Raw genomic sequence first — 15,226 nt, 5'->3', positions numbered from 1 at the left:
GGACTCTCAGTCTTAAGTCGTCTCGGCGGAATTACGCGTGGAAGGGCAGGCCGGCGTCGGCGGCCAGTTCGAGGTCGTCGGTTTCGGACGGCGGGACGAGGGTGGCCGTGCCGTCCGTGACGGGGACGACGCCCAGTTCGAGGAGTTCGGTCAGGGCGGCGCTGCCCGCCATGTCGCGGACCTGCAACTGGTAGCGGGCGGTGGTGCGGTAGGAGCCGCCCGCGTCGTCCCCGGTGCGCTGGAGGAAGCCGGAGTCGGTGAGGAAGGCGACGGCCTTGCCGACGATGCCGGTGGTGGAGCCGGCCAGGCGGCGGGCGTCCTTGGTGGCGCCGGTGGCGCTGCGCCGGGAGTAGATCCGCCAGGCGGACTCCAGGCCGGGCGCCTCGGTGGCGGGGTCGGTGTTCTCGCCCGCCTCCTCCGCGCGCTCCTCCAGCCGTCGGCAGGCCTGCCGTACGAAGGCGTCCACGCCGTTGACGGTGAGGCGGCCGATGTAGCCGTCGTCGGCGAGGTCCTCGGGGCGGGGGAAGGCCATGGCGGCGACGGCGAGATGGGCGAGGCCGTGCAGGAACCGGTCGGCCGACTCGGCCGAGGCGCGGCGGGCGTAGTCCCCCATCCGTACGGCGAAGACCGAGTCCTCCCCCGCAGAGACGGCCATTCCGGCGCGCGTGGACACCTCAAGGACGACGAGCCCCAGGCCGGTGGCGACGGCGTCCGCGAGCCGTGCGAAGGCGCTGTCCTCGCGGTAGCGGCGCAGCAGTTCGGCGTACTCGGCGTCGCGGGCGGGCAGCAGCTTGGGCTGGAGGCCGAAGGAGACGAGGCGGGCGGCGTCGGCCGCGTCGGCGGGGGTGACCGCTGCGGGGGCGGCGGGCACGTCGACGGCGTCGCTGCTCCACGCGCTGTGCTCGGCGTGGGTCTCGCTCACGTCTGCTGCTCCTTGGTGGGGGTGTTCGGGGGTACTCGGGGGGTCGGACTGCCGTGGATCACGTGGCCTCCGCCCGGCCGGTCGCCATGCCGGCCGCGTCGAGCAGGGCGGTGCCCACGACGAGGTCGGCTCCGCCGAACTCCGGGTCCTCCAGCGGCGTGCCGTCGTCGACGGCGAACAGCAGGCGTTCCTCGCCCTGGCGGTACGCCGTGCCGACGGGCGGACTGGCGGCGTGCACCGCGAGCAGGGCGACCAGGTAGGGCAGTTCGGTGCCGGGGGCCCGGCGGCGGGCCTCGGCGAGCAGCCCGGAGAGCCGGCGGGGCGCGTCGTGCGGGAGGTCGAGCAGGTCCTGGGCGTCGGCGAGCTGTTGCTCGCTGAACCGGCTGTCGTCGGGGGTGGCGATCAGGTCGGGCTCGGGCATCTCGACGCCCAGGTGCTCGCGTTCCACGGGCGGGCTGAGCAGTATGTCGACCAGGTCGGCGACCCGTACGGAGGTGGGGGTGCGCAGTCCCGCGCCGTGGGCGAAGAAGGCGTCCGTGACGCGGATCGCCTTCTCCAGGGGCAGCGGAAGCACGGGGGCGACCAGCTGCCCGTACAGGTCGAGGCCGGCATGGGCGCTGACGGGCGCGAAGGCCTGCCGGTCCTGCTCGGCGCGGAACAGCGGTCCGGCCTCCAGGAGGCGGGACTGGAGCTGGGTGTGGCGGCGGATGCAGTCCTTGACGATGTCCACGAGTTCGGCGGCGCGGCGCTTCTGCTCCGGCTCCTCGGACTCGTCGCGGGCCTTGCGGATGTTCGTGAGGATCGCGTTCTCGTGCCGGTAGCGGTCGGCGACGTGGTCGAGGGCCTCGGCGATCATGTCGGGGACGGCGTTGAGCCAGTCGACCGCGCGGACGTTGCGCCGGGTGGCCTCCAGGGTGCGGCGCAGCGTCTCGGCGTACTGGACGGTGCGGTAGCGGGCCTGTTCGGCGGCGAGCTGGGCGTCGGCGAGGCGGCCGCGGTTGATCAGCACCTCAAGTTTGACCTCGGCGGCGATCTGGGCGCTGGTGACGTCGGTGTCGAGGGCGCCGACCAGGACGTTGACGGCCTCGTCGGTGGTGCGCAGGAAGACTCCGCCGCCGTATCCGGCGACCTCTTCGACGAGTTTGAAGTCGTAGTCGCGGCGGGTGTAGACGCCGTCGGCGGAGAAGGTGCCGTAGACGGCGCGGAAGCCGCGGTCGACGCTGCCGACGTTGATCAGGTTCTCCAGGACCCAGCGGGCGACCCGTTCGTGTTCGGCGGCGGGGCGGCCGGGGGCCTGGGCGGCGACGCGCGGCAGCAGCCGGGAGACGATCTGCTCGTGGTCGGCGCCGGTGTCGAAGTCCATGTGGAGCGTGATGAGGTCGATCGCGGCGAGGGCGACCTCGGCCATCGCGTAGACCGTGTACTCGCCGGCCAGGTTGGCCTTGCGCACGTCGAGGTCGTGGAGCGGGGCGGTGCAGGCGAGCGCCCGAAGGCGCCGCGCGAGCCCTTCGTCGGCGGCCGGGCCCTGGGCGGGCCGCGGCCCCGCGCTGAGCTGGGGCGGAACGAATTCCGTCGAGGCAGGCGAAGTCACGTGGCACAGATTAGGTCCTCGCACTGACAACGGTCGAAACGGCCCAGATGGGAACGCTTGCCGCGGCGGACGCCACCCTCGGAGCCGTGGGCGGGCGGCGCGCCCCGGAGCGTTCCGGGGCGCGCCGCCCGAGGGCTCACACGGCGGTCGCGTCCGGCCCGAACCTGCTGCGTACGGCGGTCTGCACCTCGGCCTCCTCGGCCGGGTCGGCGGCCAGTCGCCGCAGCCGGTCGGCGACCCGTGCGTCCGCGGTCTCGGCGTGCCGGGCGGCGACTTCCCGCGTCGTCTCCTCGCAGTCCCACAGGCACTCGACGGCGAAGCCGGAGGCGAAGGACGGATCGGTGGCGGCCAGGGCGCCTGCCGCGCGCTGCCGCAGGTGGGAGGAGGTGGTCTCGCGGTAGACGTGCCGCAGTACGGGTGCCGCCGCGCAGATCCCCAGGCGTCCCGCGCCGTCCACCAGCGTCCAGAGCAGCGGGGCGTCGGGGCCTTCGGTGCGTACGGCCTCGCGCAGCGCTCCGAGGACGAGGGGCGCGTCCTGTGCTCCGCCGCGACAGGCCAGCACGCCCGCGGCGGAGGCCCCGAGGGCGTCGGGCCGGTGCACCCAGCCGCGGGCGGAGTCCACCGCTTCCGGGCCGCACATCCGCTCGAACGCGGCGACGGCGGCGTCCGCGACGGACCGCGACGGACTCGCCGCCGCTGCCTCTATCAGGCCGAGGACAGCGGGGTCGCGCGACTCGGCGAGGTAGTGCAGCGCAGTGCAGCGCGCCCCGTCGGAGCCCGCGTGCGCCGCCCGAAGGATCTCGGGGCGGTCCTCGGGCCCGGCGACCGCGGTCAGGCACCGGGCGGCGGGCACGTGCAGGGCGGCGCCCCGTTCCAGCCCGTCCTGCGCCCAGGCGAGGACGGCTTCCACGCTCCACCCGGGCCGGGGTCCCGCGGGTCGCAGCTGGCGCTGCCAGCGGTCGAAGGACCCCTGTTCGCGGGCCGCGCGCACCCGGCCGCCGACCGTGTCGCGCGGATCCTCGGCCCACAGCCGCCAGGGCCTGGGCTCGAAGGCGTCGCGCACGGCGACGGCCAGTTCGGCGTCGCCCTCGGGCGAGTTCGCGAAGCGCGCGAGCACCGGTCCGGCCAGCGCGCGCAGGCCGGCGTCGTCGTCGCGCAGGGCGAGTTCGTCCAGTGCCCAGGTCCAGTTGGTGCCGGTCCTGGCGTACCGGCGCAGCAGGATGAGGGCGTCGTCCCTGCCGTAGGAGGCGAGGTGGCCGAGCACGGCGAGCGCGAGCCCGGTGCGGTGCTCGTCCGTGTCGAGGACGTCCTCGACGTCGAAGAGGTGGCGTTCGATCGCGTCGAGGCCGCCGTCGAGGTCGAGGTAGAGGCGTGCGTAGTAGAGCGAGCGGTTCTCGACCTGCCAGTCGTGGCGGGGGTCGTGGAGCACGCAGTGGTCGAGGGCCGCGAGGGCTTCCGGGCGGGGTGCGGCGAGCGCGTGCAGCGTGCCGTCACCCCTGCCCCTTTGCAGGAGGCCGAGCAGCGTGCCGCTCGGCGCTATGACTGGTTCGAACATGGGAAAAAGCCTCACATCAAGCTGTCGACGCATCCGGGATTCATGCCGTGCCTACGCCGTGCGACAACTTGCTCGGCCGCCCGTCACAGTCTTCTGCTTGCTGTAGACCATCTTCCTCTGCCTCTCATCGGTGGCCCGGAGTGGGCCCGTTCCACATATCCGTAATGCGGCGACTCCTGCCCGCACCTGGTGTTTGTGAATCCGACGTCATGATGGCCCAGGCATTTCACCACCGCGACCACATTTACGACGTCCCCCCGGGACTCCCCGCTGCGGGCCCTCAGTGGGCGCCGAACAGCTCCAGCAGGTCCTTCTTGTCGAACATCCGGGCGGTGTCCACGGCGGAGGGCGTGCCCGCGGCAGGGTCCGCCCCGCCGGCGACCAGCACCCGGACCACCGCGTCCTCGCCCTTGAAGACGGCGCCGGCGAGCGGTGTCTGCCCCCGGTCGTTGGCCCGGTTGGCGTCCGCCCCGCGCTGCAGGAGGGCCTCCACCGCGCCCGCGTGCCCGTGGTAGGCGGCGAGCATCACCAGCGTCTGCCCCTGCTCGTTGGTGAGGTCCGGGGAGACGCCCGCGTCGACGTACGCGCCGAGCGCCTCGGCGTCGCCCTGCCGGGCGAGGTCGAAGATCTTGGTCGCGAGTTCGACGACCTCGGGGTCGGGAGCTTCGCTCATCGCGGGCAGCCTGCCTTTCACATGCCGTGACCAGGGGCGCACGGCACAGGGGCCGTACGAGTGAATCGTCAGGGTACTGCCCGCCGGGCGACATGACCCGGCCTCCCGGCGGCAAAGATCACCACGTGCGCGGCAGGCTCGACCAGTCCGGTGAAAAAGATGAGAAGTAACCCGATTGCAGGATTTGCGGTATTGATACTTTCTGTGAGCCTGGAAGAACTCATGGTGACTGTCCCCATCGACCAGGAGAACCCTCATGATCCTGTCCATCTCGGGTGTCGTGCTGCTCGGCATCATCGTCTTCCTGTTCTTCCGCAAGGACGGACTCAAGGCATCCCACGCCCTGGTCTGTGCACTCTTCGGCTTCTACCTCGCGGGCACCGCCATCGCCCCGAGCATCAAGGCCGGGGGCGCGAGCCTCGCCAGCCTTCTGGGCGGGATCAAGTTCTGACCCCGCGTCCACCCACTCTCACCTCAGGAGTCCCGACGTGGCCCGGCGTCCCCTCCCCCGCATTCTGAGCAGCAGCAGTGTGTCGCTGGCCCGCAGCCGCGAACTGGCGCGCACCGCCGCCGACAGCGCCACGGACGTGCTCCACCCGCTCATCACGATCGGCCGCGGCCTGCGCAAGCTCGCCGCGGCCGGCCGGGACAGATGGTGCGCCACCCCGAAGGAGAGGCGCGGTCCCGCGCTGTTCCTGGTGGGCTCCGTCGTCCTGGTGGTCGCGCTCATTCCGTACGGACCGCTGCTCGTCCTCGTCACGGTGATGGCCGCCGCCGCCTGGAAGGGTCATGAACGCGCCCCCGTTCAGACCGGTCCCGCCCCGGCGGAGACGGAGCGGCTCCAGTCCCTCTACGAGGCGCTGGTGCCGTACTTCTCCGTGCCCGAGGACCCCGATCCGCTCTTCGCGCACGGCGGCGAGTGGGACAGGGCCTTCGGCGACCACGAGTTCGACGCCACCGGCCGGCTGTCGCGGCTGCTGATCCACTACCCCGCGTACTTCCCCGACGGCGAGGCCTCCTCCCGGGCCCGCATCGAACAGTTGCTGCACGCCAAGTCGGGGCGTGGCCGGGAATACCGCTTCGACTGGGAGGAGGAGGGCAACGAGCTCGTCATGACGGTGCTGGACGCGCTCCCGACGACGATCGCCGCCCAGCGCTTCGTCACCGCGCCCGGCGAGACGGTCCTCGGCTTCACCGACGAGGACGCGGCGCCCCGCACGGTCCCCGTGCGGGCCGACGACGAGTCCTACGACGCCACCCCGGTGATCTGGCGGACCGGACCGCGCTCCACCGAGCCGCACCTGCTGGTCGTCGGCCAGCCCGGCAGCGGGACGACGAGTCTGCTGCGCTCCGTCGCCCTCCAGGCGCTCCAGAACGGCGACGTGCTGATCGCCGAGGGCAGCGGCACCGGCGAGTACGCCTGCCTCGCCGGCCGCAGCGGCGTCCTGGCCGTCGAGTGCGGCGTGAGCGGCGCGCTGGCGAGTCTGGAGTGGGCCGCGGCGGAAACCGAGCGGCGGCTGGTCTCCGCCAACCGGGCGCGGCAGGCGGGCCTCCCCGCGCCCGAGGACACCCGGCGCCCGCTGTGGATCCTGCTCGACCGGCCGAGCGTCCTCGGGCACCTCGCGGCAGCCGACGGCCGCGTCGACCCCCAGCAACTGCTCCAGGTGCCGCTGCGGCACGGCAGGGCGGCGCACGTCACGGTGGTGGTGGCCGAGCAGTTCGACACCCTGGACACCCTCAGCGATTCGGTACGCGCACACACCCGCGCGCGTGCCGTCCTCGGGCCGGCGTCCCCCCAGGAGGTGGCGTCCGTGCTGGGCGCCCCGCCGCACACCACGCCCACGCCCGAGGTCCCCCCGGGGCGGGGCTACGCCCGGCTCGGCACGGGTCCGGTGATGCGCCTCCAGGTGCCGGCCACCCCGGACCCGTACGACGACGCCACCAGCGAGGCGCACCGGCAGGCCGTGCTGGAACTGCTGCCGGAACGCGCTGTTCCGCTGGAGGATTGCGACCCTGACCCCGAGCCCGACCTCCACCCCGTCCCCGAGCCCGCCCCCGGCCCGGCGTGCGCTCCCCGCCGCGACGCCGACCGCGACGCCGATCCGGTGCAGACGCCCGGGTGATCACGCCACGGACGTCCGCGGCCCCTCCGCCCCCGGCCCCGCACCCGTCTCGACGAGCCGCGCCGCCGCGGCCAGGCGCACCGCGGCCTCCTCCGCCACCGGCCCGCCCACGGTGAACGGCAGCCGCACGTAGCCCTCGAAGGCCCCGTCGACCCCGAACCGGGGCCCCGACGGCACCCGTACGCCGACCCGCTCGCCCACCGCCGCGATCCGCGACCCGGAGAGACCGCCGGTGCGCACCCACAGGGTGAGCCCGCCGCCCGGCACGTCGAACTCCCAGTCCGGCAGCTCCCGGCGCACGGCGGCCACCAGCGCGTCCCGGTTCTCCCGTGCCTGGCCGCGCCGGACCTCGACCGCCTGCTCCCAGCCCCCCGTGCTCATCAGCCAGTTGATGGCGAGCTGCTCCAGTACGGGGGTGCCGAGGTCGGCGTACGCGCGTGCCGAGACCAGGCTGCGGACGACCTCGGGGGCCGCCCTGACCCAGCCGATGCGCATGCCCGCCCAGAACGCCTTGCTGGCCGAGCCGACCGTCAGCACGGTGCTGCCCGACGGGTCGAAGGAGCAGACCCGGCGCGGCATCCGAAGCCCTTCGTCCAGGTGCAGTTCCGTCATGGTCTCGTCGACCACCAGGACGGTGCCCGCCGAGCGGGCCGCCTCGACCAGTGCGCGGCGCTGGTCCTCGCTCGCCAGGGCGCCGGTGGGGTTGTGGAAGTCCGCGACGACGTACGCGAGCCGCGGGGCGGCGTCGCGCAGCACCTGGCGCCAGCGCGGCAGGTCCCAGCCGGTCAGCCCCTCCGCCATGGCGACGGGAACGAGACGGGCTCCGGCCTCGCGCATGAGCTGGAGGATGTTCGCGTACGAAGGGGACTCGACGGCGATGCGTTCGCCGCGTCCCGCGAAGAGGTGGCAGATCGCGTCCATGGCGCCCATCGCACCGGTGGTGACCATGATCTGTTCGGGCATGGTGGGGATGCCCTGTGCGGTGTAGCGGTCGGCGAGCATCTGGCGCAGGGCGGGCAGCCCCGCGGGGTAGTCGCCGTGCGTGTGGGCGTACGGCGGCAGCTCTTCGAGTGCTCCCTGCACGGCCCGGGTGAGCCACGGCTCGGGGGCGGGCAGCGCGGCCGTGCCGAGGTCGATGACGGAGCCGAGGGCCTCGGGCGGCAGCGGCTCCAGACCGCGGGCGGGCAGCGGGTTCCCCGCCGGGACGGCGGTCCAGCTCCCCGCTCCCCTGCGGGACTCCAGGAAGCCCTCCGCCCGCAGCGCTTCGTAGGCGGCGGCCACGGTGGTGCGGCTGACGGAGAGCGCCACGGCCAGTTCCCGCTCGGCGGGCAGCCGGGCCGCGACCGGAACGCGGCCTTCCAGGACGAGCAGCCGCACCCCGTCGGCGAGCGCGCGGTAGGCGGGCGGCTTGCGCGACTGCGGGCCCGCCGGCCGGGACTGCTGGGAGCCGAGCTGCCGGGCGAGCTGCGTCGCCCCCACCGCCGAAGTCCACTGCGCCATGATTTCGGTCCACCTTCCCCGGATTGGCCATGGATGGCTCATCCTTACGGGCCACAGAGTGTCATGCATCGGTCCACCATCCACACCCCAGGGGGCACCACTTGTCCGGGTCTTCGCGGTCCACGGATCTCTTCCGGCGGCTGGCACAGCTGTACGTCGGCCTCGCCCTGTACGGGGCGAGTTCGGCGGCGCTGGTGCGTGCGGGGCTGGGACTCGAACCCTGGGGGGTGCTGCACCAGGGCCTCGCGCAGCGCACCGGGCTCACCATCGGAGTCGTCTCGATCGCCGTCGGGGCGGTGGTGCTGCTGCTCTGGATACCGCTGCGGCAGCGGCCCGGCCTGGGCACGGTTTCCAACGTCGTGGTCGTCGGTCTCGCGATGGACGGCACGCTGGCCCTCGTGCCGGAGGTGCACGGGCTCACCGGGAGGATCGCGCTGCTGGTCGGCGGGATCGTGGTCAACGGGGCGGCGACCGGGCTCTACATCGCCGCCCGGTTCGGTCCCGGGCCGCGCGACGGCCTGATGACCGGCCTGCACGCGGCGACCGGGCGCTCGGTGCGTCTCTCCCGTACGTGCGTCGAGGTCGCGGTGGTCGTCACCGGGTTCGTGCTCGGCGGGACGGTGGGCGTGGGCACGGTCCTGTACGCCCTGGCGATCGGCCCGCTCGCCCAGTTCTTCCTGCGCCTGTTCGCCGCACCCGCGCCCGCCCCGGCCGGGCCCGCGGTGCGGGACGACCCGCGCGACCCGGAGCAGGGACGGGCGATACTGCCCGGGTGAACCGCGCGCGTGAGCACAGCTATCTGGACCATCCGGGACGGGTCGTTCCGTTCGCCCACCGCGGCGGCGCGGCCGACGGCCTGGAGAACACCGCGGCGGCCTTCCGCCGGGCCGCCGAAGAGGGCTACCGCTACTTCGAGACGGACGTGCACGCCACGGCCGACGGCAGCCTGGTCGCCTTTCACGACGCGACCCTGGACCGGGTGACGGACTCCCGCGGCCGGATCGCGGAGCTGCCCTGGAGCCGGGTGCGCGAGGCCCGGGTGGCGGGCACGGAGCCGCTCCCGCTGTTCGAGGAGCTCCTGGAGGAGTTCCCCGACGCCCGCTGGAACGTGGACCTCAAGGCGGAGGCCGCGCTGCTGCCCCTGGTCGACCTGATCCGCCGTACCCGCTCCTGGGACCGCGTCTGTGTCGGATCGTTCAGCGAGGGCCGGGTGGCCAGGGCGCAGCGCCTCGCGGGTCCCCGGCTGGCGACGTCGTACGGCGTGCGGGGCGTGCTGGCTCTGCGGACGCGCTCGCTGGGTGTCTGGGCCCCGCTGCGCCGGGGCGCGGTGTGCGTCCAGGTGCCGGAGTCCCGGAACGGCGTACGGGTGGTCGACCGGCGCTTCGTCGCGGCGGCGCACGCACGGGGGCTGAAGGTCCACGTGTGGACGGTCAACGACGCCGACCGGATGGCCGCCCTCGTCGACCTCGGAGTGGATGGCATCATGACGGACCGGATCGCGACGCTGCGTTCGGTGCTGACCGGGCGGGGCGTCTGGGCCTGATCCCGTCGCGCGGACCTCGCGTTCGCGGGTCGCGCCGGGGAGCGGACGGTGTGCGCACGGCTGAACGACATTCCCCGGGACCGGTGTTCTTCGCGGGGGATTCATCCGGGGCGCACGGGTACCCGTGCGGAAGGCCGGCGAGGCGGCGAGAAACTCCGTACCGGAAAGAATTTAGACCTTGAAGTAAAAGGCCGGTAGTGTACGCCTTTGGCCTGCCGGGCGGACCGTTACTGCGTGCTTGCGCAGGAAAATGCTTGGGTGACATCTGCTGTCAGATGTGACAAAGCGGTCACTGGTGGGTACAACAAGGGCGGCACGACGGGCGACGCACTGACCCGCAACGGGAATCTTTACCGCCGACCGGACGTTGACCGGATGACGACGACAGCGACACATACCTGTCCTGTGGGCGACAAGCCCGGGAGGCACGATTCATGAGTGAGCGAGCTCTCCGCGGTACGCGGCTCGTGGTGACCAGCTACGAGACGGACCGCGGCATCGATCTGGCCCCGCGCCAGGCGGTGGAGTACGCATGTGAGAAGGGACATCGCTTTGAGATGCCCTTCTCCGTGGAAGCGGAAATTCCGCCGGAGTGGGAGTGCAAGGTCTGCGGGACCCAGGCACTTCTGGTGGACGGCGATGGGCCGGAGGAGAAGAAGGGCAAGCCCGCGCGCACGCACTGGGACATGCTCATGGAGCGGCGCACCCGCGAGGAGCTCGAAGAGGTCCTGGCCGAAAGGCTCGCGGTACTGCGTTCCGGCGCCATGAACATCGCGGTGCATCCGCGGGACAGCCGCAAGTCCGCCTGACGCCCTTCGGGCGGCCAGGCACTGGAGAAGTACAGCGCAAGAGCCGCGGGGCTCCGGCACACCGAGTGTGTGCCGGAGCCCCGCGGCTCTTGTCGTGGGTGCTCTGTCCGTGCGTGAGGGGTCAGGACGTCAGCGGCGTCCGAGGGCCGTCCTCGCGGTGCGGCGGGTGGGACCGGTTCGGGGCGTCGTCACGGATGACCTCTCCCTGTACGACCTTGCCGTCCGGGCGGTGCATGCGGGCCTGCTGGAACGCGTCGCCGAGACTGCCGGGCTGCTGCACGGCCTTCATGCGCCGCTCCAGCGACGTCTGCGCGTACTTGCCGAGTGCCGCGCGCACCGGAGGCAGCAGGACCAGCAGGCCGAGGGCGTCGGAGAGCAGGCCGGGCAGGATCAGCAGGAGCCCGGCGAGCATCACGAAGCCGTTGCCGGAACCCTTGCGGCCCTGCCGGTCGGCGGCCGGGTCGTAGGCGCCGCCGCTCTGCTGCTGGCGCTGGATCGTCTCGCTGAGGTTCTTGAACGCGCGACGGCCGGCCCGCTTGATGACGGCGCCGCCGAGCACCGCGCCGCCGACCAGCAGCAGGAAGACGGTCAGTCCTCCTGCCGCGTCGGCCACCATGGTGAGCAGCCAGATCTCCAGCACCAGCCAGACGGCGAGGCCGAGAGGTACGAACGTGCGGGCGCGGGAGCGCTTGCGGGCGGTCGTCGGAGAGGGCGGGGGCGGGGTGCCGGTCGTCATGTTCCCCAGTGTGCCTGGCGGAGTGCGTGAACGGCGTAAAGAGGGCGTGAGGGGCCCCGGTGACGCTCCGCGGCGGCAGGCCGGGCGCCGCCCCGGGAGCACGGAGGGCGGCGGGCGGGGTCAGGAGGGCTTGCGGCCGAGGATCTTGCCGGTGCGTGAGCCGACGCCCCACGCGGTGACCCGCCACAGGGCCTCGACCACGATGTCGTTGCTCATCTTCGACTCGCCGATCTCCCGCTCGACGAAGGTGATCGGGACCTCGACGACGTGGAAGCCCGCCTCGACGGCGCGGCGGGCCAGGTCGACCTGGAAGCAGTAGCCCTGCGAGGCGACCTCGTCGAGGCCGAGCCCCTGGAGCGTCTCGACGCGGAAGGCCCGGTAGCCGCCGGTGATGTCCCGGATCGGCACGCCCAGCAGCGTACGGGAGTAGAGGCTGCCGCCGCGGGAGAGGAACTCGCGGGACTTCGGCCAGTTCACGACGCGGCCGCCGGGCACCCAGCGCGAGCCGAGGACGAGGTCGGCGCCCTTGAGGGCGGTCAGCAGCCGGGGCAGTTCCTCGGGCTGGTGCGAGCCGTCGGCGTCCATCTCGACGAGGACGCCGTACCCGTGGTCGATGCCCCAGCGGAAGCCCGCCATGTACGCGGCGCCGAGACCCTCCTTGCCCTTGCGGTGCAGGACGTGGACCTGGTCGTCGGCCGCCGCGAGCTCGTCGGCGAGCTTGCCGGTGCCGTCGGGGCTGTTGTCGTCGGCGACGAGAACGTGCGCCTCGGGAACGGATTCCCGGACCCGCGCGACGATCGGCTTGATGTTCTCGGCCTCGTTGTAGGTCGGGATGATCACCAAAGCGCTGCCGAGCGGGCCGTAACGCTTCTGTCCGCCGTCGTTCACTGCTGCCCCTTTTCATGCCCGAACACAGAGGACCCACCATAGCGAGCGCGTGCGGGCGAGGGGTTGAGGGGCTACGGATGGGGGCCCGGCGTCCTTCGGGCCGACCAGGTGCCCGCCGGCTGCGGACATCCTCGCCGTTGTCTACTGAACGCCGGGGCCCTACCCGTGTCGCACCGGCGGCCGAAAAAACCTTCCCTCGCCCCCGAGGCGCGGGCGCTGAACCTGGTTCCCGGGGCGGCGGTGCCGGTTCGGCACTCCCGCCCCCATGACCCAGCGGCGTTCGACGACTGCGTGGAGGATTTCCGGCCGGACGTTTCGTGGTGGACCCGGCCGAACCTACCCGCCGGTGGCCGCTTCCTGTCAACACCTGTGCGACCTGCGGCGTTTCGTTGAATCAGCAGGTCAGTGCCGACGGCGCGCAGAACTCCCCGACCGCCCGGCGCTCACCGATCGGCGGTACGCGGCCCGCCGCGCGTCACGCGTTCGGCCGTACGTGCACGGTGTGCCCGGCCACCACGGTGCGCAGACACACCGGGAGCGGCGCGCCCGGCGCGAGGTCGGGGAGTCCGGGCGTGCCGGAGCGCGGGTCGGTGGACCAGCGGGCCACCCGGTCGTCGGGGGCCTGGACCACGAGCTCACCGGTACGCCAGATCGCGTAGTCGGCGGGCGCGCCGGGTACCAGGACGCCCGCGTCGTCGCGGCCGACCGCCCGCCAGCCGCCGCGGGTGTGGGCGGTGAAGGCGGCGCGCACGGAGACCCGGTGCCCGGGGGTGCGGTGGAAGGCGGCGGCCCGGACGGTGCCCCACGGGTCGAGAGGGGTGACGGGGCTGTCGGAGCCGAAGGCGAGCGGCACGCCTGCCTTGAGCATGGCGGCGTACGGGTTGAGGGTGCGGGCGCGTGCGGCGCCGAGGCGCTGGGCGTACATGCCGTCGTCGCCGCCCCAGGCGGCGTCGAAGGCGGGCTGGACTGAGGCGGTGAGGCCCAGGTCCGCGAAGGCGGCGATGGTCTGCGGGGTGAGCATCTCCGCGTGCTCCACCCGGTGGCGGGCGGCGCGCACGCGGGCGAGGCCGACCCTCTCGGCAGCGGCCCGGACTCCTTCGACGACGGCGCTCAGGGCGGCGTCGCCGATGGCGTGGAAGCCGGCCTGGAGGCCCTCCTCGGTGCAGGCGGTGACGTGCGCGGCGATCGCGGCGGCGTCGAGGTGCGCGGTGCCGGTGTGCGGGGCGTCGGTGTACGGCTGGTGCAGGCAGGCGGTGTGCGAGCCGAGCGAGCCGTCGACGAAGAGGTCTCCGGCGGCGCCGATCGCCCCGAGTTCCCGGATGCGCCGGGCGTCCTTCGCATTCGCGACCTGTTGGGCCCAGTAGCCGAAGACGCGAGGGCCGGGCGTCTCGGCGGCCAGCTCCAGCAGACCGGTCAGGTCCTCCTCGTCGGAGATGTCGGGCCCGGCGCACTCGTGGACGGTGCCGATGCCGAGCGAGGCGGCCCGTGCGAGGGCGGCACCCTGGGCGGCACGGCGCTGCGCGGGGCTGACGGCCCGGTGCGCGGCGGCGCGCACCGCGTGGTGGGCGGCGCCGGTGAGGGGGGCGTCCGGGGCGTACCCGGCCAGCCCCGTGACACCGGGGACGAGGTCGAGGAGGGCGGTGCTGACGACGGCCGAGTGCACGTCGACGCGGGGCAGGTAGAGCGGGCGCCCGCCGGCCGCGGCGTCGAGTTCGGCCCGCGAGGGGTGGCGCTGCTCGGGCCAGCGGGAGCTGTCCCAGCCGCCGCCGAGGAGGACCTCGCCGACCGGGCGGGCGGCGGCGTGCTCACGTACGAGAACGAGCGCCTCGTCCAGTGTGCGCGCGGCGGCCAGATCCAGACCGGTGAGGGCGAGACCGGTCGCCGTGGTGTGCACATGCGCATCCGTGAACGCCGGGGTGACGAGCGCGCCGTCCAGGTCGAGCACCTCGTCGGCGCCGCTCGCGAAGGCGTCGGCCGCTCCCTCCGAGCCGACCCACGCGACATGCCCGCGCTCGACGACCATCGCGGTGGCGAAGGGGTCGGCGGGACTGTGGACCTCACCGCCGCGCAGCAGCACGGTGCGGTCCGCGGGAGCGGGAGAAGAAGGGGAGGAGGGGGCGGTGCGCTCGGTCATGGAACCAGTCTCGCGCAGCCCTTGGGGCGCGTGTGACCAGGGGCCCCGATACGGCTGTCCGACGCGGCCCGGACGCGGTGCGCACCCGGATACCGGCTGTCCGGCGCTGCCAGAACGCGGAGGGCAGGACCTAGATGCGGGGCGGGCGGGCCTCGTACGGGGTGGAAAGAACGACGGTGGTGCGGGTGGAGACGCCGGCCAGGGTGCGGATCCTGGTGAGCAGGTGCTCCAGTTCCAGAGGGGTGGCCACCCGGACCTTGAGGATGTAGTTCTCGTCACCGGCGACGCTGTGGCAGGCCTCGATCTCGTCGATGCCGGCCAGGCGTTCCGCGATGTCGTCCGGGGCGCTGGGATCGAAGGGCGCCACCGAGATGAACGCGGTGAGCGGCAGCCCGACCGCTTCGGGGTCCACGACCGCGGCGTACCCGCGGATCACTCCGCGCTGTTCCAGCCTGCGGACGCGCTGGTGCACCGCCGAGGTGGACAGGCCGGTGGCCTTGCCCAGGTCGGTGTAGCTCATCCGCCCGTCCTTGACGAGCAGGTCCACGATGTGACGATCCAACTCCTCCATGGACGGAGAACCTACAGGGCCGGGGGCTCGTACGGCACCTGAGCGGCCTGCGTCTTGCCTGCTGGAACGCGGGGCGCCGCGGACCGCGCGCACATCTTCACGAACCGCCCCTGGGGACGGGTCGCGGGCGGGTGCGCCGGGCACACTGGGACGACCGTGTGACGAAGGCCACACATCTGTG

General features: G+C 73.2%; 14 protein-coding genes. 5 read left to right on the top strand and 9 right to left on the bottom strand.

The genetic code is table 11. The features are described 5' to 3' along the window. Positions 1-31: 31 nt before the first annotated feature. The 4 genes from ACQPZG_RS28905 to ACQPZG_RS28890 form a co-directional block, all read right to left on the bottom strand. Entirely contained in the window at positions 32-922 is an 891-nt protein-coding gene (locus tag ACQPZG_RS28905; RefSeq protein WP_433548619.1) for a hypothetical protein, read from the bottom strand. A gap of 58 nt (positions 923-980) precedes the next feature. Further along, the gene (locus ACQPZG_RS28900; RefSeq protein ID WP_433548618.1) at positions 981-2,513 is read right to left on the bottom strand and encodes a hypothetical protein; all 1,533 of its coding nucleotides are present in this window, start codon (positions 2,511-2,513) and stop codon (positions 981-983) included. Between the two features lie 136 nt (positions 2,514-2,649). Further along, a complete protein-coding gene (locus ACQPZG_RS28895) occupies positions 2,650-4,068 on the bottom strand; it encodes a HEAT repeat domain-containing protein (RefSeq protein WP_433548617.1) in 1,419 nt (472 codons plus the stop codon). 280 nt (positions 4,069-4,348) lie between these two features. Next, positions 4,349-4,741, bottom strand: coding sequence for an ankyrin repeat domain-containing protein (locus tag ACQPZG_RS28890; protein WP_433548616.1), 393 nt, complete (start codon positions 4,739-4,741; stop codon positions 4,349-4,351). Between the two features lie 256 nt (positions 4,742-4,997). On the opposite strand from ACQPZG_RS28890, the gene ACQPZG_RS28885 reads away from it, so the two are divergent. Then, positions 4,998-5,192 carry a hypothetical protein gene (locus ACQPZG_RS28885; protein ID WP_018534760.1) on the top strand — a complete coding sequence of 65 codons (195 nt, stop codon included), beginning with the start codon at positions 4,998-5,000 and terminating at the stop codon, positions 5,190-5,192. 37 nt (positions 5,193-5,229) lie between these two features. After that, positions 5,230-6,864: a hypothetical protein gene (locus tag ACQPZG_RS28880; RefSeq protein ID WP_433548615.1), complete on the top strand. Its 1,635-nt coding sequence runs from the start codon at positions 5,230-5,232 to the stop codon at positions 6,862-6,864. On the opposite strand, the gene ACQPZG_RS28875 is transcribed toward ACQPZG_RS28880, so the two are convergent. Beyond that, positions 6,865-8,364, bottom strand: coding sequence for a PLP-dependent aminotransferase family protein (locus ACQPZG_RS28875; RefSeq protein WP_433548614.1), 1,500 nt, complete (start codon positions 8,362-8,364; stop codon positions 6,865-6,867). Between the two features lie 29 nt (positions 8,365-8,393). Between ACQPZG_RS28875 and ACQPZG_RS28870 the strand changes: the two genes are divergently transcribed. The 3 genes from ACQPZG_RS28870 (at position 8,394) to ACQPZG_RS28860 (ending at position 10,716) form a co-directional block, all read left to right on the top strand. Continuing rightward, the gene (locus ACQPZG_RS28870; protein ID WP_433548613.1) at positions 8,394-9,140 is read left to right on the top strand and encodes a YczE/YyaS/YitT family protein; all 747 of its coding nucleotides are present in this window, start codon (positions 8,394-8,396) and stop codon (positions 9,138-9,140) included. After that, the gene (locus ACQPZG_RS28865) at positions 9,137-9,907 is read left to right on the top strand and encodes a glycerophosphodiester phosphodiesterase family protein (protein WP_433548612.1); all 771 of its coding nucleotides are present in this window, start codon (positions 9,137-9,139) and stop codon (positions 9,905-9,907) included. The genes ACQPZG_RS28870 and ACQPZG_RS28865 overlap by 4 nt, the downstream gene beginning before the upstream one ends. A 434-nt stretch (positions 9,908-10,341) precedes the next feature. Continuing rightward, on the top strand, positions 10,342-10,716 hold the full coding sequence (locus tag ACQPZG_RS28860; protein ID WP_142215978.1) for an RNA polymerase-binding protein RbpA: 375 nt from the start codon (positions 10,342-10,344) through the stop codon (positions 10,714-10,716). Positions 10,717-10,837: 121 nt separating this feature from the next. On the opposite strand, the gene fxsA is transcribed toward ACQPZG_RS28860, so the two are convergent. The 4 genes from fxsA to ACQPZG_RS28840 all read right to left on the bottom strand — a co-directional run bounded on the left by fxsA (position 10,838) and on the right by ACQPZG_RS28840 (position 15,045). Beyond that, the gene (gene fxsA, locus ACQPZG_RS28855; protein WP_433548611.1) at positions 10,838-11,452 is read right to left on the bottom strand and encodes an FxsA family membrane protein; all 615 of its coding nucleotides are present in this window, start codon (positions 11,450-11,452) and stop codon (positions 10,838-10,840) included. A gap of 120 nt (positions 11,453-11,572) precedes the next feature. Next, on the bottom strand, positions 11,573-12,340 hold the full coding sequence (locus tag ACQPZG_RS28850) for a polyprenol monophosphomannose synthase (RefSeq protein ID WP_433548610.1): 768 nt from the start codon (positions 12,338-12,340) through the stop codon (positions 11,573-11,575). Positions 12,341-12,815: 475 nt separating this feature from the next. After that, positions 12,816-14,474 carry an amidohydrolase gene (locus ACQPZG_RS28845; RefSeq protein ID WP_433548609.1) on the bottom strand — a complete coding sequence of 553 codons (1,659 nt, stop codon included), beginning with the start codon at positions 14,472-14,474 and terminating at the stop codon, positions 12,816-12,818. A gap of 130 nt (positions 14,475-14,604) precedes the next feature. Beyond that, positions 14,605-15,045, bottom strand: coding sequence for an Lrp/AsnC family transcriptional regulator (locus tag ACQPZG_RS28840; RefSeq protein ID WP_185030450.1), 441 nt, complete (start codon positions 15,043-15,045; stop codon positions 14,605-14,607). Positions 15,046-15,226: the final 181 nt, after the last annotated feature.

Origin of the sequence: Streptomyces sp. CA-294286, from assembly GCF_050947155.1 — a bacterium.
Taxonomy (GTDB): domain Bacteria; phylum Actinomycetota; class Actinomycetes; order Streptomycetales; family Streptomycetaceae; genus Streptomyces.
Note: the sequence above shows the minus strand (reverse complement) of the source record. Positions and strands in the feature narration are given on the sequence as shown.

Excerpts from the sequence above, each read along its gene's own strand:
- fxsA (WP_433548611.1), bottom strand. The coding sequence starts at position 11,452 with ATGACGACCGGCACCCCGCCCCCGCCCTCTCCGACGACCGCCCGCAAG.
- ACQPZG_RS28885 (WP_018534760.1), top strand. The coding sequence starts at position 4,998 with ATGATCCTGTCCATCTCGGGTGTCGTGCTGCTCGGCATCATCGTCTTC.
- ACQPZG_RS28895 (WP_433548617.1), bottom strand. The coding sequence starts at position 4,068 with ATGTTCGAACCAGTCATAGCGCCGAGCGGCACGCTGCTCGGCCTCCTG.
- ACQPZG_RS28860 (WP_142215978.1), top strand. The coding sequence starts at position 10,342 with ATGAGTGAGCGAGCTCTCCGCGGTACGCGGCTCGTGGTGACCAGCTAC.
- ACQPZG_RS28845 (WP_433548609.1), bottom strand. The coding sequence starts at position 14,474 with ATGACCGAGCGCACCGCCCCCTCCTCCCCTTCTTCTCCCGCTCCCGCG.
- ACQPZG_RS28840 (WP_185030450.1), bottom strand. The coding sequence starts at position 15,045 with ATGGAGGAGTTGGATCGTCACATCGTGGACCTGCTCGTCAAGGACGGG.
- ACQPZG_RS28870 (WP_433548613.1), top strand. The coding sequence starts at position 8,394 with ATGGATGGCTCATCCTTACGGGCCACAGAGTGTCATGCATCGGTCCAC.
- ACQPZG_RS28890 (WP_433548616.1), bottom strand. The coding sequence starts at position 4,741 with ATGAGCGAAGCTCCCGACCCCGAGGTCGTCGAACTCGCGACCAAGATC.
- ACQPZG_RS28875 (WP_433548614.1), bottom strand. The coding sequence starts at position 8,364 with ATGGCGCAGTGGACTTCGGCGGTGGGGGCGACGCAGCTCGCCCGGCAG.